This window comes from Luteimonas gilva, assembly GCF_005239095.1.
GTDB classification, from domain to species: Bacteria; Pseudomonadota; Gammaproteobacteria; order Xanthomonadales; family Xanthomonadaceae; genus Luteimonas_C; species Luteimonas_C gilva.
This window is the reverse complement of the sequence record NZ_SZUA01000001.1, coordinates 150,848-172,482: the sequence shown is the minus strand read 5'-3', so window position 1 is coordinate 172,482 and position 21,635 is coordinate 150,848. Positions and strand designations below refer to the sequence as shown.

Genomic DNA, 21,635 nt, shown 5'->3' with positions numbered 1-21,635 from the left:
TGGGCGCCCGATTCGGGCCAATCGAACGGATTATTTTGGCCGAAGACGGCGGCTACCGCCACTTTCGCCGTGAAAGGCGACGGGCGGCAGGAAGCCATCGGCTGGTGCGAAAGGCGGGACTCGAACCCGCACGCCTTGCGGCACTGGTACCTAAAACCAGGGCGTCTACCAATTCCGCCACTTTCGCTCGTAGCCGGTCTAGGCCGGCCTCGCCAGTTTAGGGGACCGGGCCCGCTTTTCGTAGGCGCAGCCGCTTAGCTAGAGCGCGGCTCCATCAACCGCAGTAGCGCCGAAGACGCCTGCTCCGCCCCTTCGGCCACCCCCGCTTCCGCGTAAAGCGTTCCCGCCTCGCGCCAGGAATCCACCGCGGCCTGGGGCCTTCCCTCTCGCTCGTCCAGCAGCGCCATCGGCCGCAACGCATTCGCCAAGTCCAGCGGCGGCGCCACGGGCTGGGCCCGATACAGGGCCAGAGCCTCATCGTAACAAGCGCGCGCCAAGCCCAATCGCTCCGAATGCCGGTGCAGATCGCCCAGATGGCGCAGCGCATGCGCCAAGGCCAAGGGCTCGCCCACGCGCCGCCGGCACGAGACGGCTTCTTCGTACAGGGGCAGCGCTCGGCCGTCCTGGCCCTGATCGCGCTCGATCTGGCCCCAGCCCATCAACGCCTCGGCCAACTCGGCCGGCGCATCGGCTTCCCGGGCCAAGCCGGCGGCTTCGACCAGGCTGCGCCGGGCGTCGGCCGGGCGGTCTTCGGCGCGGGCGCGCTTGGCTTGGTCGATCAAATCCCGAACGGTACTGGCCATGGGCCCTCCTCCCTGCCGGCCATCTCTGAGCGACCGGCCGATTCTACGCATGGACCGCCCTTCGGCGACGGCGCCTGTCGGACGGCGCCGTTATCCTCGATGGGACTAACGAGGAGACCGAGCGTGCGCGAGCTGTACCCCGAAATCGAGCCTTACGACCAGTTCCGCCTGCAAGTCGACGATCTGCACGAACTGCACGTGGAGCAATGCGGCAACCCCGACGGCCTGCCGGTCGTTTTCCTGCACGGCGGGCCCGGCGCGGGACTGTCGGCCTATCACCGCCGTTTCTTCGATCCCGCCCGCTACCGCGTCGTCCTGTTCGACCAGCGCGGCGCCGGCCGGTCCACGCCGCACGCCGAATTGCGCGACAACACCACTTGGCATCTGGTCGCAGACATCGAAGCGATCCGCGAGCGTTTGGGCATCGAACGCTGGGTCGTTTTCGGCGGATCCTGGGGCTCGACCCTGGCGCTGGCCTATGCGCAAACGCACCCGCAGCGCGTGTTCGGGCTGATCCTGCGCGGCATATTCCTGGGGCGTCCGCACGAAATCCGCTGGTTCAACGAGCTCGACGGATTCGCCCGCCACATCTTTCCCGAACGCTGGGCGCGCTATCTGGCGCACATTCCCGAGCAAGAACGCGGGGAGATGATCGAAGCCTATTGGCGCCGGCTGGACAGCGACGATCCCGACGTGCGCCTGGCCGCGGCGTTGGCCTGGGGCAATTGGGAAGGCGGCAGCACCACCTTGGTCCACGATCCGGACGAAGCCGGCACCCAGGAAGATCCGCGCGTCGCGGTCAGCGTGGCCCGCGCCGAAGCCCATTATTTCCGCCACGGCGTCTTCCTCGAACCGGGACAACTGCTGCGCGACGTCGGACGCATCCGTCACCTGCCGGCGACGATCGTGCACGGCCGCTACGACATGATCTGCCCGGTCGCGAACGCGTGGGAACTGAGCCAAGCCTGGCCGGAAGCGACGCTGCGCATCGTCCTGGCCGGGCACAGCGCGGCGGATCCGGCGATCGTGGATGCGCTGGTGACTGCGGCGGATGCGTTGCGGGATCGGTTTTCCTGATCGAAAAAAAACGCCCAGGAAATTCCCGGGCGCTCGAGTCTGCGGATACGCAGCGGTTTTATTCTTCGATCGCCACGACGCCGCGCCGGTTGAGGTCCGCGAGGTGATCGCGCATTTCCTTGAGCCGCTCGGGCGAATGGCCTTCCCATTCCGTTACTTCGCCGACAACGCGGAACGGGTCGCGCGAACGGTACGACTTCGTGGGATTTCCCGGGAACCTCTTATCGGTCAGGTTCGGATCGTCTTCGATGGTTCCCACGGGTTCCACGATGTAGATCCTTCCCTGCCCTTCGCCGACGGCCAGTTCGGCGCCCCAGATGGCCGCATCCAGGGTGGCGGACAGGTAAACGAAATTTCCCGGATTCCTTTTGCCGTAATTGGAGGCGTAGCCCGGTTCGATCAGGTCGCCCAGCTTCAGGTCGGCTTTGGTGCCGTGGTAGTAGGTCGGAGAATCGGTCATCGCATCGCTCCAGGTTTCCTGCCGTCTCGACAGGCCGGCGATGCTGCATCAGGCTCGGGGCCTTGCCGCAAGCCCCCGGGCGTTATATAAATTGGTTGTGGGGAGGCGCGCGGCGCCTCCTTTTTTGTTTGGCCGGCTTTTAGCCGGCGCAAAGAAAAAGGCACTTGGGATCGCTCCCAAGTGCCTCGTGTTTGGTGGGCCGTCAAGGATTCGAACCTTGGACCTATTGATTAAGAGTCAACTGCTCTACCAACTGAGCTAACGGCCCCGAACTTCTATTGTAACAAAATGGGGTGGCTGAGGGGACTCGAACCCCCGACAACTGGAATCACAATCCAGTACTCTAACCAACTGAGCTACAGCCACCGTAGACCGGCCATTGTAGCGCAGGCGATAACCGAATTTTAAGCGGTCCGCCCGAATCGGGCTCCACCCGCCGCATCCCGACCTCGGCGAAGCCTCGACACGGGCCGCCTCCAGCCCTGACTACCGGCCGTTGCCGCGCATCCGAGCTGCCCGCATAGTCTTCGGCCGCAACGCCCTGGCCCATCCGCCGATGACCGCAACCAAGCACGCTCCGATCGGCGCCCTGCTGCGCGAATGGCGCACGATGCGGCGCATGAGCCAGATGGACCTGGCGCTCGAAGCGGGCATCTCCACCCGCCATCTCAGCTATATCGAAACCGGAAAGGCGCAGGCGAGCCGGGGCTTGGTCGCCGGCCTGGCCGACGCCTTGGGCATGCCGCTGCGCGAGCGCAACACGCTGCTGCGCGCGGCCGGATTCGCGCCGCACTACTCCGAAACGCCGTTGGTGAAGCCCGAGCTCGACCGGATGCGCGATGCGATCGAATTCATCCTCAAGCATCAGGAACCCTACCCCGCCTTCGTCATCAACCGGCGCTGGGAAGTGGTGCTCGCCAACGACGCGGCGGTGCGGATGAACCGCTTCCTGATGAAGGAACGCCCGCTGCGGCATTCGAACATGATGCATCAGGTCTTCGACCCGGAGGATTTCCGGCCGGTGATCGTGAATTGGCCGGAAGTGGCGGGCCGGTTCATCAGCCTGCTGCACGAAGACATCGCGGCCGCGCCTTCCGATCCGGGGCCGCGGCAACTGCTCGGCGAGATCCTCGCCTATCCCGGCGTGCCCGAGCATTGGCGCCATCGCGACTTGGAAAGCGAACCGACGCCGATCCTCAACCTGGTTTTCCGCAGCGACGAGGGCGAAGTGCGTTTCTTCGAAACCATCACCACCTTCGCCGGCCCCAAGGACATCACCCTGGACGAACTGCGCATCGAATGCTCGTTCCCCGTCGACGACAAGACGGCCGAGCTTTGCCGGCGACTGCAGGCCGAAGCGGTCTAGCGAGGCCGCCGACGAACCGTCGTCCCCGGCGCAAACCGGGGTGACGAGCGAAGCCTCAAGTCCAAAGCTTGCGCGCTTCTTCGATGACGAGTTCCGGATATTCCTCCGGGAAGAAGAGCCTGGCGTTCTCCACGACGCGGACACCGCGCGAACCGGGGAACGTGCGGTCGAGCCAATACGCCGTTTCCACGGGAAACAGATCGTCGTCGCGCCCCCACACCATCCGCACCGGCTTGGCGAAGGCGCGTAGTTGTTCGCGCACGGCCAGCAGCGGATTGGGGAACATGTCCAGGCCGTATTCCTCGACTTGCTTGCGGCGCTTTTCGGGAGCGACCAGCGGGCGGAAATAGGTTTCTATGAGCTCGTGCGTCAGCAAGCGCTCGGGAGCGTGATAAGCGTTGCCAATCGCGTCGCGCGAGCGCGCCCACGCGTTGTCCGCGAGGCTCTTGTCGAACCACAACCGGCCTTCGCCGCGGCGCGCTTTCTCCAGGAACGGCATCAGCTTCGCCGGCGGGCTGTTGGTATCGACGTCGCCGTTGGTCAGCAGCATCGAACGGACGCGCTGCGGATGATAGGCGGCCATCAGCTGGGCGATGCCCGTCGAGCTGTCGTTGGCGACGATGTCGACATCGTCGATCTTCAAATGGTCGAGCAGCGCGACCACCATCGCGGTCTGCGCTTCCGGCGAAAGATCGGCGTCCGCCGCGACATCGGTATAGCCCAGCCCCATCAGATCGGGGGCGAGGCATCGCCGCTCGCCGGCCAACGCGGCCATCGGTCCGCGCCATTGGTAGCCGTTCAAGGGGTAGCCGTGCAGGAACAGCGCGACCGGCCCGCTGCCGCGTTCCACATAGGCGATCTTGCCCTGCTTGAGATCGGCGAAACGGCGCGCGGCGTGGAATTCCGCGGGAGTCCAGACCGCCGCATCGCCGCCGGCCGCCCAAGCCATGCGGGACGCGAGGGAAACGGCTGCCGCCGCGGGGAACAACATCAAGAATTCGCGCCGGATCATGCGATCTGCCTTCGGAAGGTGTCGGCCGCGAGTAAACAATCCTTCCTCGAATCGCTTCAATGACCAAAAAGGTCATGCGATCCATACACGGCAGTCTCCGCGCGCTCAACCGGCGTGCAGGATCCGGAAGCGGCCGGGTTTCGCCGGATCGCGGTCGACGACTTGGATGGGCGCCCAGGCCCATTGCCAAACGCCGATGCCCGGTACCCGGGAGAATCGGATCTGCCCGCGCGTGCCTTCGACCGAAACCTGCGCCCAGGCTTGGGCGATGCGCGCCCGATCCGTACCGTGAGAACGCAGCGCTTCGGCGAGGACCGCGATCGTGTCGTAACCCTCGAAAGCGACGAAGGAAGGCGCCCCGCCCAACCCTTCGCGCAAGGCCGCGTCGACACGGGCGCCGAGCGGGCCGAGGCGCTCGGGCAAGTAGCGCAAGAACGGAATCGCAGCGGCTTCGTCGCCGAGCAACGCCGCCCATTCGGCGAGCTCGGGTTGTCCGGCCGGCGCGCCGATCAGGGTGTCGGCGAGACGCGGGTCGCTGCGGACCGCTTTGACGATCGACACCGCCGGCTCCGGATAACCGACCAAAAGCAGCAGAGCCGTCGCGCGTTGGGCCACGAGTTCGCCGCGCACGTCCGCAGGCGCGAGCACGCCCATGTCGAATTCGACGACGCTGCCGCCGCGTGCAGCGAAGCGTTCGCGCAGGATGCGGACGCCGGAGGCCCAATAGACGCTCGGCGCGATGGCTGCGGCGATGCGGCTGTGGCCTGCGCCGAGCAGGAAATCCGCATAGATCCGCCAACCGCGCGACTGCGCCGGAGCGATGCGCGCGACCCATTCCGTCGGCCGTTCGGTGAGCGCGTCGAGCACCGCCGACGAACATAGGAACGGCAAGCCGAGCGCATCGGCGCGGACGGCGACGGCGCTAGCCACGACGCTGTGGTATTCGCCCGCCAAAGCGATCACGCCCAGATCGGCCAGTTCGTCCACGGCCGCTGCGGCCTTTTGCGGATCGGCCGCGGTATCCCGGACGATCAGCTCGAGCGGTATTCCGTCAACGCCACCGGCATCGTTGACATTGCGAACGGCGAGCTGCATTCCGACCAGCAAGTGTTGGCCCGCCTCGACCCAGCCGGGGCGGGTCAGCGGAGCGAGAGCGCCGATCTTGAGCGACGATGCTGGCTGTTTCGAAGAGTGAGTCAATGGCGCGCCCGACAGGACTCGAACCTGTAACCGCCGGCTTAGAAGGCCGGTGCTCTATCCGGTTGAGCTACGGGCGCCCGCGCCGGATTGTCGCATCACCGGGCCGGAATGGTCGGGGTAGAGGGATTCGAACCCCCGACATCCTGCTCCCAAAGCAGGCGCGCTACCAGACTGCGCTATACCCCGCCGGACGGTTCCGATCGACGGCCGCGACGCCGCGGCGCAGCTATTCTCGGAACCGTCGGCACCCCTGTCAAACCGCGACACGCCGCCACGCTCTGCGTGTATGCTCGGGTGGACGCGGCACGCGCCGCCACGAACCACAGGGGTTCCCATGATCCGCAGCGGCAATCCGGCACTGAAAGAATCCACTTTCCTCGACCTGGGCAGCGGGACCGTCGTATCCCGCGACGGCGGCGCGATGACCTTGAACGGCACCGCCACCAAGACCGGCATCCTGGTCCTGCTGGCCGTGATCACCGCCACTTTCGCCTGGCTGCAGGTCAGCAGCACGGCCGGCACCGGCAATTACGGCGTGTACGTCTGGGGCGGCGCCATCGGCGGCTTCGTCCTGGCCTTGGTCACCATCTTCAAGAAGGAATGGTCGCCGGTCACCGCACCGCTGTACGCGCTGGTGGAAGGCTTCTTCCTGGGCGCGATCTCGGCCGTGTTCGAATTGCGCTTCCCCGGCATCGTGTTCCAAGCGGTGCTGCTCACCTTCTGCACTTTGTTCGCGCTGCTGTTCGCGTACCGCTCGGGCCTGATCAAGGCCACCGAGAATTTCAAGCTGGGCGTGGTCGCGGCCACCGGCGGCATCGCGTTGGTGTATCTGGCGACGATCGTGCTGGGCTTGTTCGGCATCAAGATTCCGATGATCCACGACAGCGGCATCGTCGGCATCGGCTTCAGCCTGTTCGTGGTGGTGATCGCGGCGCTGAACCTGGTGCTGGACTTCGACTTCATCGAAAACGGCGTCGAACAAGGCGCGCCGAAGTACATGGAGTGGTACGGCGCGTTCGGGCTGATGGTCACCCTGGTGTGGCTGTATCTCGAATTCCTGCGCTTGCTGTCCAAGCTGCAATCGCGCTGATCGCACTCTCAAGCAGCGAAAAAGGGCGCCTCGGCGCCCTTTTTCATTTCGCATCTCGTAGCCCGGGTAAGCGAAGCGCACCCGGGGATTCGCGAGTCCCGGGTGCGCTTCGCCTACCCGGGCTACGGCTTCGCCGGATCGGCTAAAGCCACCGCACGCCGGCCGGGCCACAGCATGAAGCCGATCGTGATCGCGATCAGCAGCCAGCAGTAATGCGCCTTGCCGATCAGCGCGAGCGGCGACAAATGCGCCAGAGACGCCGCCAGCAGGATCTGCGCGCCGTAAGGCAGCAGGCTCTGCACGGCGCAGGCGAAGATGTCGAGCAAGCTGGCCGAGCGCGCCGGCGGCACGCCATGGCGCTGGGCGATGTCGCGCGCCAGGCTGCCGCTGATCAGCAGCGCCACCGTGTTGTTGGCGGTGAACACGTCCGTGGCCGACGCCAGCGCGGCGATGCTCCACTCGCCGCTGCGGCGGCCGGTGTTGCCGCGGGCCAGGCGCGAGATCTGCCGGGCGATCCATTCCAAGCCGCCGCTGGCCTTGGTCAAAGCGCCCAGGCCGCCGATGAGCAACGCCAGCAGCATCACTTCGAACACGCTTTCGAAACCGTCGTAAGCCGCTTCGGCGTAAGTCGCGGTGTCGAAGTCGGCGACCATTCCGTAACCGAACGCGCCGGCCACCACCAGGCCGATGCTCAGCACCACCAGCACGTCCCAACCGATCACCGCCAACACCAAGACCAGCACGTAAGGCAGCACCAGCCACGGCGAGACCTTGTCGTAGCTTTCCACCGGCGAGGCTTCGCCCAGATAAGCCAGCACGGCCAGGGTCAGCAGCGCGGCCGGCAATGCGATCTTGGCGTTCTCGCGGAATTTGTCGCGCATCGAACTGCCTTGCGTGCGCGCGGCGGCGATGGCGGTATCCGAAATCACCGACAAGTTGTCGCCGAAGGTCGCGCCGCCGAGCACGGCGCCGATCACCAACGCGCGATCCAGGCCCGAGGCTTCGGACACCCCCAGCGCGATCGGCGCCACCGCCGCGATCGTGCCCATCGACGTGCCGATCGCCAGCGACAGGAAACCGGCGACCAGGAACAAACCCGGCAGGATCAGCGCCGGCGGCAACGCGCCGATGCCCAGCGAGACCACCGCGTCGACCGCGCCGATCGCCTTGGTCACGTACGCGAACGCGCCCGCCAGCAGGAAGATCAGGCACATCTGGATGATGTTCGCGTCGCCGATGCCCGCGTACAGCGTGTCCATGGCCTTGATGCCGCGGCGATGGGCGATCCACAAAGCCAAGGCGAGCGCCGGTAGGATCGCCACCGGCGCGCGCAGTTGGTAGAAGCCCATCTCCTGGCCCTGCGCCGTGTAGTACAGGCCGGCGCCGAAGAACAGGCCCAGGAACAACAGCAGGGGGATCAGCGCGGAGGCGCTGGCACGCTTTTCCATCTCTTCATGCGGATATAGGGATTCGGTCGATTGTGCGGCGCAGCAAAGCGCGTGTCCAGCGCAAGGATGGAACGCGGCCGCCGCCGCCCTGGAACGATAAGCCGCGGCGCACCGCTTTCCGTCGCTCCGATCCCCTGCCGGATGTCGGGCAGGCGATGCCCACTGCCGCTACGGGCGCGGAAGGGCCGCGCCCAGCAAGCTGCCCGATCCCCCGCGATGCCTTTCCTGCCATGTCTCAAATCCTTTCCCCCTCCGTTTCTTCCCCTCATCCGGCTGCTCCCGACCTCGTCCCCCGCCTGTTGCGAGTGGCCTGGATGGGCGTGTTGCTGGGGGTGGCCGTCGAACTACTCGTCCTGCTGGCGCTTGGAATGGCCGGCAAGCTGCCGCCGCTGCTGACGATCCTCGCCGACACCGCGCAAAAAGTGACCTGGTCGACCCTGGTCTGCGCCGCGCTGGCCGCCGCGCAAACCTTGGTCCGCGTCCAGGCCTTGGGCATGGCGGCCGCCGGCCTGCTGGGCGCGCCGATCGCCCTGTTGCTGGCGCGTTCGGTGCATAAGGCGGTGAACGCCGCGCTCGACGCCGCTCCCGCCGCTGCGCAAACGGCGACGCCTTGGGTGCTCGCCGGATTGAAGGGCGTCGAATACGCCCTGCTCGGCCTGCTGCTGATCCGGCTCGCCAAGCGCGCCCGCGGCCTGGGCGCGCATGCCGCCGCGGGCGCCGGTCTGGGACTGGCTTTCTTCGGCGTACTGACCTGGCTGATGCCGCTGGACGGCGTGCAGCCGCAACTGCTGCGCGCGATCAACGAAGTGCTGCATCCGATGGGTTGCGCTTTGGTGATCTACTTCGGCGCGCAGTTCGGTTCGAAGTTGGGTGCGCGCGCGGGCGGAATCGCGGACGATAATTGAGCCGGCACGAACCGCACCTGGAGAGGTACCGCATGGACAGACGCTATTGGCTGGTTTGCGTTTTGGCGGGCGGATTGGCCGCCTGCGCCACTGCGCCCTTGCAGCCGATCCCGCAAGCCGGCACCGCCTGCAACGAACGGCGCTTGGACAAGCTGCTGTTCGGCATGAACAGCCCGGCCGGGCCGGTGGACGAGGCGCAATGGCAAGCCTTTCTCGCCGAAGTCGTCACGTCGCGCTTCCCCGACGGACTCAGCGTCTATAAAGCGCAGGGCCAGTGGCGCGGAGCGAGCGGGCAAGTCGAGCGCGAGGATTCGCGCGCGGTCGAGATCCTGCACGGCGACGACGCCGACGGCCGCAGGCGGATCGCGGAAATTTCCGCGGAATACAAGCGACGGTTCCAGCAGGAGGCGGTGCTGGTGATCAGCACCCGCGCCCAAGCCTGCCTTTGATTGATGTATGTGGGAGCGGCTTCAGCCGCGAGCTCTTCCCCGTCAAATCGCGGCGACGTGCAGCAAAAGAGCTCGCGGCTGAAGCCGCTCCCACAAAAATGCGGTTACAGGCGCCCGGCGATGGCCTTGGCGAACGACATCGTATTGCCCTCGCCGCCTAGATCCGGAGTCAACGAATCCTTGGCTTCCAGCGTGGCCACGATCGCGTGGCGCAAACGCGCGGCTTCGTCCGGCTTGCCGAGGTGGTCGAGCATCTGCCCCACCGCGAGCAGCAAGGCGCAAGGATTGGCGATGCCCTTGCCGGCGATGTCCGGCGCGGAACCGTGCACGGCTTCGAAGATCGCCGCGTCCGCGCCGATGTTGGCGCCCGGCGCCAGGCCCAGGCCGCCGACCAAGCCGGCGCACAGGTCGGAAATGATGTCGCCGAACAAATTGGTGGTGACGATGATGTCGAACTGCTCGGGCTTCATCACCAACTGCATGCAGCAGTTGTCGACGATCATCTCGTTGCACTGGATCTCGGGATATTGCGCGGCGACTTCGCGCGCCACCTTCAGGAACAGGCCCGAAGTCGACTTCAGGATGTTGGCCTTGTGCACCACCGTCACTTTCTTGCGGCCGGTGCTGCGCGCCAGGTCGAAGGCGTAACGAACGATACGCTCGGAGCCCTTGCGAGTGACCTTCTGGGTCAGGGTGGCGATCTGGCCGTCCTCGGACGTCATCTGGCCTTCGCCGATGTAGGCGCCTTCGGTGTTCTCGCGCACCGTGATCAGATCCACGCCCGAGGGGAAGCGCGACTTGGTGTTCGGGAAAGACTTGGCCGGACGCACGTTGGCGTACAGATCGAAGCGCTTGCGCAGCTCGACATTGATCGAGCTGAAGCCCTCGCCGACCGGCGTGGTCAGCGGGCTCTTCAACGCGACGCGGTTGCGGCGGATCGAATCCATGGTCGCGGCCGGCAGCAATTCGCCATGCTTCTCCAGCGCCGCCATGCCGGCGTCGGCTTCTTCGTACTGCAGGCCGAGCTTCATCGCGTCGAGCACGTACAGCGCGGCGTCCATGATCTCCGGGCCGATGCCGTCGCCGCGGATGACCGTGATGGTCTGGTTCTGTGTCATTGCAGGGGATTCCAGGCAGCGAGACGCCGCGCGTTGCGCGCGGCGCCGGGGAAAGTCAGCCGCAAATTATGCCGGAAAAGGCTTACGTTTTCAGCCGCGGGGGTCCAGAAGCGACTAAGCGTTGCCGTTTCCCCCTTTGAAAAAGGGGGACTAAGGGGGATTTGCTTTTGACGCGGACGTCGCGGCTGCGAGGACGCATAAATCCCCCTCGCTCCCCCTTTTTCAAAGGGGGAAGTCCTCCAGACGCTAGTCGTGACCGTGGACCTCGGGTGAAGCGGCCTCGCCCTGCTCCAGCCGATCCAGAAAATCCACAGCCCGGCGCAGATGCGGAATCACGATGCTCCCGCCCACCACCAGGCCGACCGAGAACGCCTCGAACATTTCGTCGCGGTTCACGCCCGCTTCCTTGCACTGCGCGACGTGGTAGCTGATGCAGTCGTCGCAGCGCAGCACCAGCGAGGCGACCAGGCCGAGCAGCTCCTTCGTCTTCACGTCCAGCGCGCCGGCCTGGTAGGTCTGCGTGTCCAGCGCGAAGAAGCGCCGCACTACCTGGTTCGGTTCGGCCAGGATGCGTTCGTTCATGCGCTGGCGGAACGCGGTGAATTCGGCGACGCGGTCTTTGCCCGCGGTCTCGTCGGCGCTCATTCCGCGGCTCCCGACAACAACGGCTCGAGCTTGCCGGCGCGATGCAGCGCCATCATGTCGTCGTAGCCGCCGACGTGGGTCTGGCCGATGAAGATCTGCGGGACGGTGGTGCGCCGGGTCAGGGCCATCATTTTTTCGCGCTGGGCCGGATCCATGTCGATCCGCACTTCGTTCCAGCTCAGTCCCTTGCTCTTCAGGAAATTCTTGGCGGCCACGCAATAGGCGCAGATGGCCGAGGTGTAGACGGTGATTTCGGGCTGCTGGCTCAAAGGAACTCCGCTGCAACTTTGCCGGTGGGTCTGCGGTCAATATGGGTCTGGCGGCGCGCCATTTCCACCCCCTGGCCGCGCCACGGATAGGATTAACGCCCGATTCACGCCGTCGCGGCCGCCGCCCGGCATCCTGCTGCACACTGTGTTGCGCCACCGTGGAGTCCGTCTTGCGTCGCACCCTGCCTTTCGCCGCTGCGCTTACCTTGGTACTGGCCGCCGGCCTCGCGCCCGCGCAGGACACGCGGCTGCCGGACATCGGCTCGTCCGCGGGCGAAGTGATCAGCCCGAAGGAGCAGTCCGAATACGGCGCGATGACGCTGGCCCAATTGCGCCATTACGACTACGTGCTCGAAGACCCGCTGATCGACGGCTGGCTGCAGTCGATGGGCAACCGCCTGGCCGCAGCCAGCGAACAACCCAAGCAGCCCTTCACCTTCTTCATGCTGCGCGACCGGCAGATCAACGCTTTCGCCACGCTCGGCGGCTACATCGGCGTCAACGCCGGCCTGGTGCTCACCGCGCGCAGCGAGGACGAAGTCGCGGGCGTGCTCTCGCACGAGATCGCGCACGTCACCCAGGCGCACGTGCTGCGCGCGGTCGAACGCGCCAAGAAGGACAGCATCCCGATCCTGTTGGCCATGCTCGGCGCGATCGCCGTGGCGCAATCCAGCGGCGGCAATTCCAGCGACGACGCGACCATGGCCGCGGTGATGTCGGCGCAAGGCCTGATCGCGCAGCGCCAGATCGACTACACCCGCAGCAACGAAGCCGAGGCCGACCGCATCGGCATCCGTACTCTGTCGCGCAGCGGCTACGACCCGGAAGGCATGGCTTCGTTCTTCGAGCGCATGCAAGCCGCCAGCCGCGGCAACCAGGGCGGCGATCGCGACCGCGCGCCCGATTACCTGCTCACCCACCCGGTCACTTCGCTGCGCATCACCGAAGCGCGCGAACGCGCCGCCAAGCTGCCCAAACCGACCGTAGCCAGCGCCGACGCCGGCATGATCAGCAGCAACCCGCTGCTGCCGGGCAGCCTGCGCCTACCGACCGCGCCGACGCGCGGGGCCACCGGCCAGTTCGATTGGGCTCGCGAACGGCTGCGCGCCTTCAGCGCCAACACGCCGGCCGCGGCGATCGCCGAATACGAACGCATCGGCCGCGGCCAAAGTAACGGCCTCAACGACGCGCAGCGCTACGGCCTGGCCGTGGCCCGGCTCCTGGCTGGCCAGGGCACGGGCGCGGCTTCCGAGTTGACGCCGTTGCTAGTCAAACATCCGGGCGACTTGTGGATCACCTTGGCCTTGGCCGAAGCCGAAGCCCGCAGCGGTAATGCCGCGGCTGCGGACAAGCGCTTCGAGGCCTTGGTCGACAGCCTGCCCAGCAACCGCGCCGTGGCGCTGACCTATGCCAAGGTGCTGGGCGAACGCAATACGCCGGCTTCGGGCAAGCGCGCGCAGGCGATCCTGCGGCCGCTGTTGGCCCGATCCTCCGAAGATCCGCTGTTCCAGCAGACCTTCGCCCGCGCCAGCGAGATCGCAGGCGATTCCGTCCGGGCCGGCGAGGCCTATGCCGAGGCGGCCTATCTCAACGGCCGGCCCGAACAAGCCCTGATCCAACTCAATACCCTGAAGAAGCGGGCCGATTTGGATTACTACGCCCGGGCGCGGATCGACGCGCGGATCGCGGCGATCACGCCCACGGTGCTGGAACTGCGCCGGCAAGGGGTGAAGGACGAAGTGCTCAACCGCCGGCTCGACGACCACCCGGAAGCCAGACGCGACCGCACCCGGGAAGGTTTCGACGCGTCCTACCGGTAGGGCGCCTGTAACATGGTCATGAGACCGTAATAAAAGCGTAGTCTACTGGCGCTGCACCCCTCGCCAAGGACGCCCGCGGGCGCCCCCGACCGCAATGCAAAAGAAAATCCTGATCGTCGACGACGAGCCCGCCATCCGCGACATGGTCGCCTTCGCCCTGCGCAAGGGCGAGTTCGACCCGATCCACGCCGGCGACGCGCGCGAAGCGCAATCGGCCATCGCCGACCACGTGCCCGACTTGATCCTGCTCGACTGGATGCTCCCCGGCACCAGCGGCCTGGAACTGGCCCGGCGCTGGCGCAAGGATCCGCTGACCCGCGAGATCCCGATCATCATGCTCACCGCGCGCGGCGAGGAGAACGACCGCGTCGGCGGCCTGGAAGCCGGCGTCGACGACTACGTGGTCAAGCCCTTTTCGGCGCGCGAACTGCTGGCGCGGATCCGCGCGGTGATGCGCCGCTCGCGCGAGGACGACGAAGACGGCAGCGTCGCGATCGGCGCATTGCGCATCGACGGCGCCGCGCACCGCGTGTTCGCCGAAAACGGCGGCGCGCCGTCGCCGGTGCCGATCGGGCCCACCGAATACCGCTTGCTGCATTTCTTCATGACCCATCCGGAACGCGTCTACACGCGCTCGCAGTTGCTCGACCACGTGTGGGGCGGCAGCGTGTACGTGGAGGAGCGCACCGTGGACGTGCACATCCGCCGCCTACGCAAGACCCTGGAACCGCACCAGCTCGACGGCATGGTGCAGACCGTGCGCGGCGCCGGCTACCGGTTCTCGGCGGCGCTGTGACCGCCGGCGGGACCGGCGGAACGGCACGCGGATAACCCTTCCCCCTTTCCCACCCTGTCACAATCCACGCATGCCTCCCCGCGCCCAAAACGCCTGGTTCCGCACCCTCGGCGCCCTCGTCGCCGTACTCGGCGCGGCGACGTTGCTGGGTTTGGCGATCGGCTACGTCTGGCCGGTGCTCACCGCGGCCGCGTTGGGTATCGTCGCTTGGCACTACTGGAAACTGCGCGACGTGCTGATGCGGCTCACCGCGCGCCAGCGTCTGGCGCCGCCCAGGGGCGAAGGGATCTGGAACGAACTCGACCGCCTGCTGCACCGCGGCCAGGCAGAAATGCGCGGACGCAAGCGGCGTTTGCTGGACATGCTGCGCGCCTACCGCGCCGCAGCCGCCGCGCTTCCCGACGCGGTCGTGGTGGTGGAACGCAACAGCCAGCGCGTGCAGTGGTTCAACGAAGCCGCCACCGCCCTGCTCGGCCTGGAATACCCGCAAGACATCGGCGCGCCGATCGGCCAGCGCCTGCACAACCTGCCGATCTCGCGCTGGCTGGCCTTGGGCCGCAACGCCGAACCGCTGATGGACGCGCCCTCGCCGGTCAACGCCGAGACGCGGATCAGCCTGCGCTTGATCCCCTATTCCGAGGAGTTGTGGCTGCTGGTCGCGCGCGACGTCAGCAAGCTCATGCGGCTGGAGCAAGTGCGCCGCGACTTCGTCGCCAACGTCTCGCACGAGCTGCGCACGCCGTTGACCGTGGTCCACGGCTATCTGGAGATGCTGGACCCATCCGAAAAGCCGGAATGGGCGCCGATGCTGGCCGAGATGCAGCGCCAGTCCCAGCGCATGACCCAATTGGTCGAGGACCTGCTGACATTGTCACGATTGGAGGCGCAGGATCGGCTTCCCGACGAAAGCGTGGCGATGGCGCCGATGATGACCACACTCAAGCGCGAGGCCGAAGCGCTGAGCCAGCAGCGCCATCACATCGTGGTCGAAGACAACGCCCAGTTGGACCTGTGGGGTTCGACCAAGGAATTGCACAGCGCCTTCTCCAACCTGGTCGCCAACGCGGTGCGCTACACCCCGGCCGGCGGCAGCATCGGCATCCGCTTCGAACGCGACGGCGAAGGCGCCGTGCTGCGGGTCAGCGACACCGGCTACGGCATCCCCGCCGCGCACCTGCCGCGCATCACCGAACGCTTCTACCGCGTCTCCACCAGCCGCACCCGCGAAAGCGGCGGCACCGGGCTGGGGCTTTCTATCGTCAAACACGTGCTGAACCTGCACCAGGCCCGGCTCGAGATCCAGAGCGAGGTCGGCCGCGGCAGCACTTTCTCCTGCCATTTCGGCGCCGAGCGCGTGCACGCGCGCGAACACGCCTCTCAACCTTTGTTGGCCACCGGCAAATGAACGCACAAGTCGATCTGCAGGTTCCTTCGCCCGATCTGGACGCGCTGCGCGATCCCGGTCTTTATTTCAACCGCGAACTGTCGCAGCTCGACTTCAATTTCCGCGTGCTGGCCCAGGCCCAGGACGCGCAGGTGCCGCTATTGGAACGGCTGCGCTATCTGTGCATTTCCTGCACGAACCTGGACGAATTCTTCGAGATCCGCGCGGCGACGGTGCGCCATGCGCAGGATTTCGGCATGGTCTCGGCGCACGACGGCCTGTCGCCGGCGACGGTGCTCAAGCAGATCCACGACCGCGCGGCCGAACTGGTCGACGCGCAATACCGCTGCTGGAACGAAGACCTGCGCCCGGCGCTGACCGAAGCCGGCATCCGCGTGCTGGGCCGCAATTCCTGGAACGCGAAGCAGTCGCGCTGGCTGCGCGCCTATTTCCGCGACGAGATCATGCCGGTGCTGTCGCCGCTGGGACTGGATCCGGCCCATCCGTTCCCGAAGATCCTCAACAAGTCGCTCAACATCGTGGTCGTACTGGAAGGCAAGGACGCGTTCGGACGCGCCGGCCATCTGGCGATCGTGCGCGCGCCGCGCTCGCTGTCGCGCATCATCCAACTGCCGCAGGACATCTCCGGCGGCGAGAACGACTTCGTGCTGCTGTCGTCGGTGCTGTCGGCCTTCGTCGAAGAACTGTTCCCGGGCATGGACGTGAAAGGCGCCTACCAGTTCCGGGTGACGCGCAATTCCGAGCTGATCGTCGACGAAGACGAAGTCGAGAACCTGGCCCTGGCCCTGCGCGACGAACTGGTCGGCCGCGGCTATTTGCGCGCGATGCGGCTGGAGATCGCCGAAGACTGCCCGGCGCCGATCGTGCGCATGCTGCTGGAGAATTTCGACCTGCCCGAGAACGCGGTCTACCGGATCAACGGCCCGGTCAACCTCAACCGCGTCATCCAGATCTACGACCTGGTGCAGCGTCCCGACCTGAAATTCGTGCCGTTCCAGCCGCGCGTGCCGTCCGGCACCGAGTCGCTGTTCGAACGCATCTCGGGCGGAGACATGATGCTGCATCATCCGTACGACTCGTTCGTGCCGGTGCTGGAGCTGGTGAAGCAAGCCGCCAGCGATCCCGGCGTGCTGGCGATCAAGCAGACCCTATACCGCACCGGCCGCGAATCGCAGATCGTCGAGCACCTGGTCCAGGCGGCGCGCAACGGCAAGGACGTGACCGTGGTGGTCGAGCTGCGCGCGCGCTTCGACGAAGAAGCCAACCTGGCCTTCGCCGACCGCCTGCAGGAAGCCGGCGTGCAAGTCGTGTACGGCGTGGTGGGCTACAAGACCCACGCCAAGATGCTCCTGATCGTGCGCCGCGAAGGCCGCAAGCTCCGCCGCTACGTGCACATGGGCACCGGCAACTACCACAGCGGTACCGCGCGCGCCTATACCGACATCAGCCTGCTCACCGCCGATCCGGAGATCGGCAGCGACGTCCACCAGATCTTCCAGCAGATTTCCGGCTTGGCGCCGGCGATCGAACTCAAGCGCCTGCTGCAATCGCCGTTCACCTTGCACACCGGCGTGCTCGAGCGCATCGAACGCGAAGCGCGCCACGCGCGCGAAGGCCGGCGAGGCCGGATCATCGCCAAGATGAACGCGCTGAACGAGCCGCAGGTGGTGCGCGCGCTGTACGCGGCCTCGCAAGCCGGCGTGCAGATCGACCTGATCGTGCGCGGCGCCTGCACGCTGCGGCCCGGCGTTCCGGGCGTATCCGAAAACATCCGCGTGCGCTCGATCGTCGGCCGGTTCCTCGAGCACAGCCGCGTCTATTGGTTCGGCAACGACGGCGAACCGGATTTGTTCTGCACCAGCGCCGACTGGTTGGAGCGCAATTTGCTGCGCCGGGTCGAGACCGCATTCCCGATCCTGGACCCGGAACTCGCCGCGCGCGTGCGCGAGGAAGCGCTGGACAACTATCTGGCCGACAACCTCAACGCTTGGGAACTGCGCGCCGACGGCGGCTACCGCAAGCTGTCGCCGCAGGACGGCGCTGCGCCGCATTCCGCGCAGACCTCGTTGTTGGCTAAAATCTGCGGATGAGTTCGAACCCCGCAATCGCCTCCGCGCCGCCTCTCAAGGACGGCGACATGCTCGCCGCGATCGACCTGGGTTCCAACAGCTTCCACATGGTGGTCGCGCGCTACACGCTCGGCCAATTGCGCATCGTCGACCGGCTGCGCGAAACCGTGCGCCTGGCCGAAGGCCTGGAAGGCAAAGGCGGCTTGAACGCCGAAGTGAAGCAGCGCGCGCTCGATTGCCTGGCGCGCTTCGGCCAGCGCATCCGCGACATCCCGCCGCAGCGCGTGCGCGCGGTGGCGACCAATACCGTGCGCCAGTTGTCGGCGCCGCAATCGTTCCTGGTGCCCGCCGAAACCGCGCTCGGCCACGCCATCGAAGTGGTGTCCGGCCGCGAAGAAGCGCGCTTGGTCTATCTGGGCGTGGCCCATGCGCAGCCGCCCAAGCCGCAGCAGCTGCGCTTGGTGATCGACATCGGCGGCGGCTCCACCGAATGCATCATCGGCAGCGGTTTCGATGCGATCGAACGCGAAAGCCTGCAGGTCGGCTGCGTCGCCAGCACGCGCCGCTTCTTCGGCAACGGCAAATTGTCGAAAAAACGCTGGCGCGAAGCGTTGACCGAAGTCGCGGCCGAATTCCAGCAGTTCACCGTCGCCTACCGCACGCTCGGCTGGCACGAGGCGCTGGGTTCTTCCGGCACCAACAAGGCCATCGGCGACATCTGCGCGGCGATGAAGCTGACCAAGGGCGCGGTGACCGCCGAAGCTTTGCCGGTGGTGCGCGATCGCCTGCTGCAGGCCGAGCGCATCCAGGACATCGACCTGCCCGGCTTGTCCGACGAGCGCCGGCCGATCATCGCCGGCGGCTTGCTGATCCTCGAAGCCGCGTTCGAAGTGCTGGGCCTGCAGCGCATGGCCGTCAGCAAGGCCGCGCTGCGCGAAGGCGTGCTGTACGACATGCTCGGCCGCGGCGGCGCCGACGATCCGCGCGAAGCCTCGGTGGCGGCGTTGATGCAGCGCTACGGCATCGACACGCAACAAGCCGCGCGGGTCGAACAAACGGCGCTGGCCTTGTTCGAGCAGGCGGCCGAAGCCTGGTCGATGGACGCCGACGACGCGCACATGCTCGGCTGGGCCGCGCGCCTGCACGAAACCGGCCTGGCGATCGCGCACAGCCAATACCACGTGCACGGCGCCTACGTGCTGGAGAATTCGGACATCGCCGGCTTCTCGCGCCAGGAGCAGCAGGTGCTCGCTTCGCTGGTCCGCTCGCATCGCCGCAACGTATCCAAGAGCGCGTTCGACGCCCTGCCCGACCGCCTGCTGCTCAGCGCCAAACGCAAGGCCGCGCTGCTGCGCTTGGCGGTGTCGCTGCACCGTTCGCACGACGCCGACCCGATTCCGAAGCTCGACCTGAGCGTCAACGGCGAACGCATGGAATTGGTGCTGTCGCGCTCTTGGGTCGACGCGCGGCCGCTGCTGCGACAGGACATGCTGGGCGAAGTCGAAGGCCTGGCCGGATTGGGGATCGGCTTCAAGCCGTTCCTGGCTTAATACTTTTGTAGGAGCGGCTTTAGCCGCGAGCTCTTCCCCTCACGTTCGCGCGACCTGATCGAGAAAGCTCGCGGCTAAAGCCGCTCCTACAAAGAAGCAGGGCCTAGGGTCCGCCCCAGGATTGACGCCCGCCGCAGGACCCGGAAATTAGGCCCCGGCGATGCGGATCCTTGGCAGGGCGGCATCCCGGCACCCCGCGTCGAGGCGCATGCGTCCCCCAACGTATGCGCCTCTTTTATTGCACCGCTTTTTATTGCCGGCTGAACGCCGGAACCGCTGTCATGCGGCGGTCACCGGCATGCAACAGGCGTTTCATGGCGCCCGCGCAGCATCTGCGGAACGTCCGGCAAGAAGCCGGGGAATCCGCATGCGCTACGCCATCGTCACCGAGACGTACCCGCCCGAGGTCAACGGCGTCGCGCTGACCGTTCGCGGACTCGAGGAAGGTTTGCGCGCGCGCGGGCACGAAGTCGCGGTGGTGCGTCCCCGCCAAGCCGGCGAAAAAGACTCGAAAGCGCTGCACGAATTGCTGGTCCGCGGCGCACCGCTGCCGCGCTATCCGGGGCTGCGTTTCGGCTTTCCCGCCACCCGCAAACTCGCTGCGGCTTGGCGAGACTCGACGCCGGACGCGATCTACATCGCCACCGAAGGCCCGCTGGGCTGGTCGGCGCTGCGCGCGGCACGGCGTCTGGGCATCCCGGCCGCGACCGGCTTCCACACCCGCTTCGACGAATACATGCGCGACTACGGCGCGGCCTTTCTGCAGCGCACCGCGCTGGGCTGGATGCGCCGCTTCCACAACCGCGCCGACGCCACTTTGGTGCCGACCCGCGAACTCGCCGATTTCCTGCGCGGAGAACGTTTCGAGAACGTGTTCCGGCTGCCGCGCGCGGTCGATACGTCGTTGTTCGATCCGGCCAAGCGCGATCCCGAACTGCGCCGCGCTTGGGGCGTCGGCGACGACGGCCTGGCGGTGATCTATCTGGGCCGGATCGCGCCGGAAAAGAATCTGCAACTGGCCGTGCGCGCGTTCCGCGAGCTGCAGAAGCGGCAGCCGCAAGCGCGCTTCGTGTGGGTGGGCGACGGCCCGTCGCGGCAGAAATTGGCCCAGGAAAACCCGGATTTCGTGTTCTGCGGCGTGCAGCGCGGCGCGGACGTGGCGCGGCATTTCGCCAGCGGCGATCTGTTCCTGTTTCCGAGCCGCACCGAGACCTTCGGCAACGTCACCCTCGAAGCGATGGCCAGCGGCCTGCCGACCGTCGCCTTCGATTACGGCGCGGCGCGCGAATACCTGCGCCACGGCGTCCACGGCGCGGCGATCCGCGACGGCGACGACGAAGGCTTCGTTTCCGCCGCCGCCCGCCTCGGCGCCGATCGCGAGTTGCGCGCGACGATGGGCGCGGCCGCGCGCCAGGCCGTGGCCATGCTGCGGCCCGAACAGGTCGCCGCCGATTTCGACGATGCGCTCACGCGCTTGGCCGACACCAGGAGGGCTTATGCATCCGCTGCCTCGGCGTGAACCGTTCGCTGCCCGCGGACGGCGTTTGGAATCGCATTGGTGCCTGCGCGCGAACCATTGGGCCGACCGCCAAGGCGCGCGCGCCTATTTCGCGGCGATCAGCCGCTTGGGCGACGGCATGTTCTGGTACGCGCTGATGGCTGCGATGGTGCTGTTCGACGGCTACGAAGGCCTGAAAGCCTCGGCGCACTTGGCCGCCACCGGCGTGGTTTCGCTCGGCTTGTACAAGCTGCTCAAGGGCTGGACCAAGCGCCCGCGTCCCTGCGCTTCGGATCTGCGCATCCGCGCTTGGGTCGCACCGTTGGACGAATTCAGTTTCCCGTCCGGGCATACGCTGCACGCGGTCGCGTTCACGCTAGTGGCGCTGGCTCACTATCCGATGCTGGCTTGGGTGTTGATCCCGTTCACCGCCAGCGTCGCGGTGTCGCGCATCGTGCTGGGGCTGCATTATCCGAGCGACGTGCTAGCAGCGACCGGCATCGGCACGCTGCTGGCCAGCCTCTCGCTGTGGCTGGTGCCCGGCGTATCCCTCTTCGCCTGATCCGCGTTCTTTTCGTCCGATCCGCCTTGGTAGAGTCGAGCCTGCTCGACTGCTCTCGTTCCATTGCGATAAAAGCAGTCGAGCAGGCTCGAC

The 21,635-nt window shown here is 66.7% G+C and carries 20 protein-coding genes and 5 tRNA genes; 12 read left to right on the top strand and 13 right to left on the bottom strand.

The window, feature by feature from the left end:
• Positions 1 to 102 precede the first annotated feature (102 nt).
• Positions 103 to 187 (bottom strand) — tRNA-Leu (locus tag FCE95_RS00765).
• A gap of 67 nt (positions 188 to 254) precedes the next feature.
• Positions 255 to 803 carry a tetratricopeptide repeat protein gene (locus FCE95_RS00760; RefSeq protein ID WP_189644600.1) on the bottom strand — a complete coding sequence of 183 codons (549 nt, stop codon included), beginning with the start codon at positions 801 to 803 and terminating at the stop codon, positions 255 to 257.
• A 123-nt stretch (positions 804 to 926) separates the two neighbouring features.
• Here FCE95_RS00760 and pip point away from each other — a divergent pair, with 123 nt between their 5' ends.
• Positions 927 to 1,880, top strand: a complete 954-nt coding sequence (pip, locus tag FCE95_RS00755; RefSeq protein ID WP_137265104.1) for a prolyl aminopeptidase — start codon at positions 927 to 929, stop codon at positions 1,878 to 1,880.
• A gap of 58 nt (positions 1,881 to 1,938) precedes the next feature.
• On the opposite strand, the gene arr is transcribed toward pip, so the two are convergent.
• The 3 genes from arr to FCE95_RS00740 all read right to left on the bottom strand — a co-directional run bounded on the left by arr (position 1,939) and on the right by FCE95_RS00740 (position 2,706).
• On the bottom strand, positions 1,939 to 2,340 hold the full coding sequence (gene arr, locus FCE95_RS00750) for an NAD(+)--rifampin ADP-ribosyltransferase (protein WP_137265103.1): 402 nt from the start codon (positions 2,338 to 2,340) through the stop codon (positions 1,939 to 1,941).
• Positions 2,341 to 2,532: 192 nt separating this feature from the next.
• Positions 2,533 to 2,608 (bottom strand) — tRNA-Lys (locus FCE95_RS00745).
• Positions 2,609 to 2,629: 21 nt separating this feature from the next.
• Positions 2,630 to 2,706: transfer RNA gene (locus FCE95_RS00740), tRNA-His, on the bottom strand.
• 190 nt (positions 2,707 to 2,896) lie between these two features.
• On the opposite strand from FCE95_RS00740, the gene FCE95_RS00735 reads away from it, so the two are divergent.
• On the top strand, positions 2,897 to 3,706 hold the full coding sequence (locus FCE95_RS00735) for a helix-turn-helix domain-containing protein (RefSeq protein WP_137265102.1): 810 nt from the start codon (positions 2,897 to 2,899) through the stop codon (positions 3,704 to 3,706).
• Positions 3,707 to 3,761: 55 nt separating this feature from the next.
• On the opposite strand, the gene FCE95_RS00730 is transcribed toward FCE95_RS00735, so the two are convergent.
• The 4 genes from FCE95_RS00730 to FCE95_RS00715 form a co-directional block, all read right to left on the bottom strand.
• On the bottom strand, positions 3,762 to 4,718 hold the full coding sequence (locus tag FCE95_RS00730; RefSeq protein ID WP_137265101.1) for an alpha/beta fold hydrolase: 957 nt from the start codon (positions 4,716 to 4,718) through the stop codon (positions 3,762 to 3,764).
• A 105-nt stretch (positions 4,719 to 4,823) separates the two neighbouring features.
• Positions 4,824 to 5,918: an ABC transporter substrate-binding protein gene (locus tag FCE95_RS00725; RefSeq protein WP_223266724.1), complete on the bottom strand. Its 1,095-nt coding sequence runs from the start codon at positions 5,916 to 5,918 to the stop codon at positions 4,824 to 4,826.
• Positions 5,919 to 5,995: transfer RNA gene (locus FCE95_RS00720), tRNA-Arg, on the bottom strand.
• A gap of 32 nt (positions 5,996 to 6,027) precedes the next feature.
• A tRNA-Pro gene (locus FCE95_RS00715) sits at positions 6,028 to 6,104 on the bottom strand.
• A gap of 148 nt (positions 6,105 to 6,252) precedes the next feature.
• Between FCE95_RS00715 and FCE95_RS00710 the strand changes: the two genes are divergently transcribed.
• A complete protein-coding gene (locus FCE95_RS00710; RefSeq protein WP_317616464.1) occupies positions 6,253 to 7,008 on the top strand; it encodes a Bax inhibitor-1/YccA family protein in 756 nt (251 codons plus the stop codon).
• Positions 7,009 to 7,130: 122 nt separating this feature from the next.
• Here the strand turns inward: FCE95_RS00710 and FCE95_RS00705 are convergent, their stop codons facing one another.
• On the bottom strand, positions 7,131 to 8,456 hold the full coding sequence (locus tag FCE95_RS00705; RefSeq protein ID WP_137265099.1) for a Na+/H+ antiporter NhaC family protein: 1,326 nt from the start codon (positions 8,454 to 8,456) through the stop codon (positions 7,131 to 7,133).
• Positions 8,457 to 8,770: 314 nt separating this feature from the next.
• Between FCE95_RS00705 and FCE95_RS00700 the strand changes: the two genes are divergently transcribed.
• Positions 8,771 to 9,361 carry a hypothetical protein gene (locus FCE95_RS00700; protein ID WP_137265098.1) on the top strand — a complete coding sequence of 197 codons (591 nt, stop codon included), beginning with the start codon at positions 8,771 to 8,773 and terminating at the stop codon, positions 9,359 to 9,361.
• A gap of 32 nt (positions 9,362 to 9,393) precedes the next feature.
• Positions 9,394 to 9,810 carry a DUF3574 domain-containing protein gene (locus FCE95_RS00695; RefSeq protein WP_137265097.1) on the top strand — a complete coding sequence of 139 codons (417 nt, stop codon included), beginning with the start codon at positions 9,394 to 9,396 and terminating at the stop codon, positions 9,808 to 9,810.
• 104 nt (positions 9,811 to 9,914) lie between these two features.
• Here the strand turns inward: FCE95_RS00695 and FCE95_RS00690 are convergent, their stop codons facing one another.
• The 3 genes from FCE95_RS00690 to grxC all read right to left on the bottom strand — a co-directional run bounded on the left by FCE95_RS00690 (position 9,915) and on the right by grxC (position 11,842).
• The gene (locus FCE95_RS00690; protein WP_137265096.1) at positions 9,915 to 10,928 is read right to left on the bottom strand and encodes an isocitrate dehydrogenase; all 1,014 of its coding nucleotides are present in this window, start codon (positions 10,926 to 10,928) and stop codon (positions 9,915 to 9,917) included.
• Positions 10,929 to 11,174: 246 nt separating this feature from the next.
• The gene (locus tag FCE95_RS00685) at positions 11,175 to 11,573 is read right to left on the bottom strand and encodes a carboxymuconolactone decarboxylase family protein (RefSeq protein ID WP_137265095.1); all 399 of its coding nucleotides are present in this window, start codon (positions 11,571 to 11,573) and stop codon (positions 11,175 to 11,177) included.
• The gene (gene grxC, locus FCE95_RS00680) at positions 11,570 to 11,842 is read right to left on the bottom strand and encodes a glutaredoxin 3 (RefSeq protein ID WP_137265094.1); all 273 of its coding nucleotides are present in this window, start codon (positions 11,840 to 11,842) and stop codon (positions 11,570 to 11,572) included. Before grxC ends, FCE95_RS00685 begins: the two co-directional genes overlap by 4 nt.
• 170 nt (positions 11,843 to 12,012) lie before the next feature.
• On the opposite strand from grxC, the gene FCE95_RS00675 reads away from it, so the two are divergent.
• The 7 genes from FCE95_RS00675 to FCE95_RS00645 all read left to right on the top strand — a co-directional run bounded on the left by FCE95_RS00675 (position 12,013) and on the right by FCE95_RS00645 (position 21,542).
• On the top strand, positions 12,013 to 13,662 hold the full coding sequence (locus FCE95_RS00675; RefSeq protein ID WP_484496911.1) for a M48 family metalloprotease: 1,650 nt from the start codon (positions 12,013 to 12,015) through the stop codon (positions 13,660 to 13,662).
• A 94-nt stretch (positions 13,663 to 13,756) separates the two neighbouring features.
• A complete protein-coding gene (gene phoB / locus FCE95_RS00670) occupies positions 13,757 to 14,458 on the top strand; it encodes a phosphate regulon transcriptional regulator PhoB (RefSeq protein WP_137265092.1) in 702 nt (233 codons plus the stop codon).
• 70 nt (positions 14,459 to 14,528) lie between these two features.
• The gene (phoR, locus tag FCE95_RS00665; protein ID WP_137265091.1) at positions 14,529 to 15,863 is read left to right on the top strand and encodes a phosphate regulon sensor histidine kinase PhoR; all 1,335 of its coding nucleotides are present in this window, start codon (positions 14,529 to 14,531) and stop codon (positions 15,861 to 15,863) included.
• Positions 15,860 to 17,953: a polyphosphate kinase 1 gene (gene ppk1 / locus FCE95_RS00660; protein WP_137265090.1), complete on the top strand. Its 2,094-nt coding sequence runs from the start codon at positions 15,860 to 15,862 to the stop codon at positions 17,951 to 17,953. Before phoR ends, ppk1 begins: the two co-directional genes overlap by 4 nt.
• Positions 17,950 to 19,482, top strand: coding sequence for an exopolyphosphatase (gene ppx / locus FCE95_RS00655; protein WP_137265089.1), 1,533 nt, complete (start codon positions 17,950 to 17,952; stop codon positions 19,480 to 19,482). The genes ppk1 and ppx overlap by 4 nt, the downstream gene beginning before the upstream one ends.
• A gap of 367 nt (positions 19,483 to 19,849) precedes the next feature.
• Positions 19,850 to 21,001 carry a glycosyltransferase family 4 protein gene (locus FCE95_RS00650; protein ID WP_137265088.1) on the top strand — a complete coding sequence of 384 codons (1,152 nt, stop codon included), beginning with the start codon at positions 19,850 to 19,852 and terminating at the stop codon, positions 20,999 to 21,001.
• Positions 20,979 to 21,542, top strand: a complete 564-nt coding sequence (locus tag FCE95_RS00645) for a phosphatase PAP2 family protein (protein WP_137265087.1) — start codon at positions 20,979 to 20,981, stop codon at positions 21,540 to 21,542. Before FCE95_RS00650 ends, FCE95_RS00645 begins: the two co-directional genes overlap by 23 nt.
• Positions 21,543 to 21,635 lie beyond the last annotated feature (93 nt).

What these genes read in the sequence shown, in the direction of transcription:
- FCE95_RS00760 (WP_189644600.1), bottom strand. Translation starts at nt 803, where the DNA reads ATGGCCAGTACCGTTCGGGATTTGATCGACCAAGCCAAGCGCGCCCGC.
- arr (WP_137265103.1), bottom strand. Translation starts at nt 2,340, where the DNA reads ATGACCGATTCTCCGACCTACTACCACGGCACCAAAGCCGACCTGAAG.
- FCE95_RS00735 (WP_137265102.1), top strand. Translation starts at nt 2,897, where the DNA reads ATGACCGCAACCAAGCACGCTCCGATCGGCGCCCTGCTGCGCGAATGG.
- FCE95_RS00730 (WP_137265101.1), bottom strand. Translation starts at nt 4,718, where the DNA reads ATGATCCGGCGCGAATTCTTGATGTTGTTCCCCGCGGCGGCAGCCGTT.
- FCE95_RS00710 (WP_317616464.1), top strand. Translation starts at nt 6,253, where the DNA reads ATGATCCGCAGCGGCAATCCGGCACTGAAAGAATCCACTTTCCTCGAC.
- FCE95_RS00705 (WP_137265099.1), bottom strand. Translation starts at nt 8,456, where the DNA reads ATGGAAAAGCGTGCCAGCGCCTCCGCGCTGATCCCCCTGCTGTTGTTC.
- FCE95_RS00700 (WP_137265098.1), top strand. Translation starts at nt 8,771, where the DNA reads ATGGGCGTGTTGCTGGGGGTGGCCGTCGAACTACTCGTCCTGCTGGCG.
- FCE95_RS00695 (WP_137265097.1), top strand. Translation starts at nt 9,394, where the DNA reads ATGGACAGACGCTATTGGCTGGTTTGCGTTTTGGCGGGCGGATTGGCC.
- FCE95_RS00690 (WP_137265096.1), bottom strand. Translation starts at nt 10,928, where the DNA reads ATGACACAGAACCAGACCATCACGGTCATCCGCGGCGACGGCATCGGC.
- FCE95_RS00685 (WP_137265095.1), bottom strand. Translation starts at nt 11,573, where the DNA reads ATGAGCGCCGACGAGACCGCGGGCAAAGACCGCGTCGCCGAATTCACC.
- phoB (WP_137265092.1), top strand. Translation starts at nt 13,757, where the DNA reads ATGCAAAAGAAAATCCTGATCGTCGACGACGAGCCCGCCATCCGCGAC.
- phoR (WP_137265091.1), top strand. Translation starts at nt 14,529, where the DNA reads ATGCCTCCCCGCGCCCAAAACGCCTGGTTCCGCACCCTCGGCGCCCTC.
- ppk1 (WP_137265090.1), top strand. Translation starts at nt 15,860, where the DNA reads ATGAACGCACAAGTCGATCTGCAGGTTCCTTCGCCCGATCTGGACGCG.
- ppx (WP_137265089.1), top strand. Translation starts at nt 17,950, where the DNA reads ATGAGTTCGAACCCCGCAATCGCCTCCGCGCCGCCTCTCAAGGACGGC.
- FCE95_RS00650 (WP_137265088.1), top strand. Translation starts at nt 19,850, where the DNA reads ATGCGCTACGCCATCGTCACCGAGACGTACCCGCCCGAGGTCAACGGC.
- FCE95_RS00645 (WP_137265087.1), top strand. Translation starts at nt 20,979, where the DNA reads ATGCATCCGCTGCCTCGGCGTGAACCGTTCGCTGCCCGCGGACGGCGT.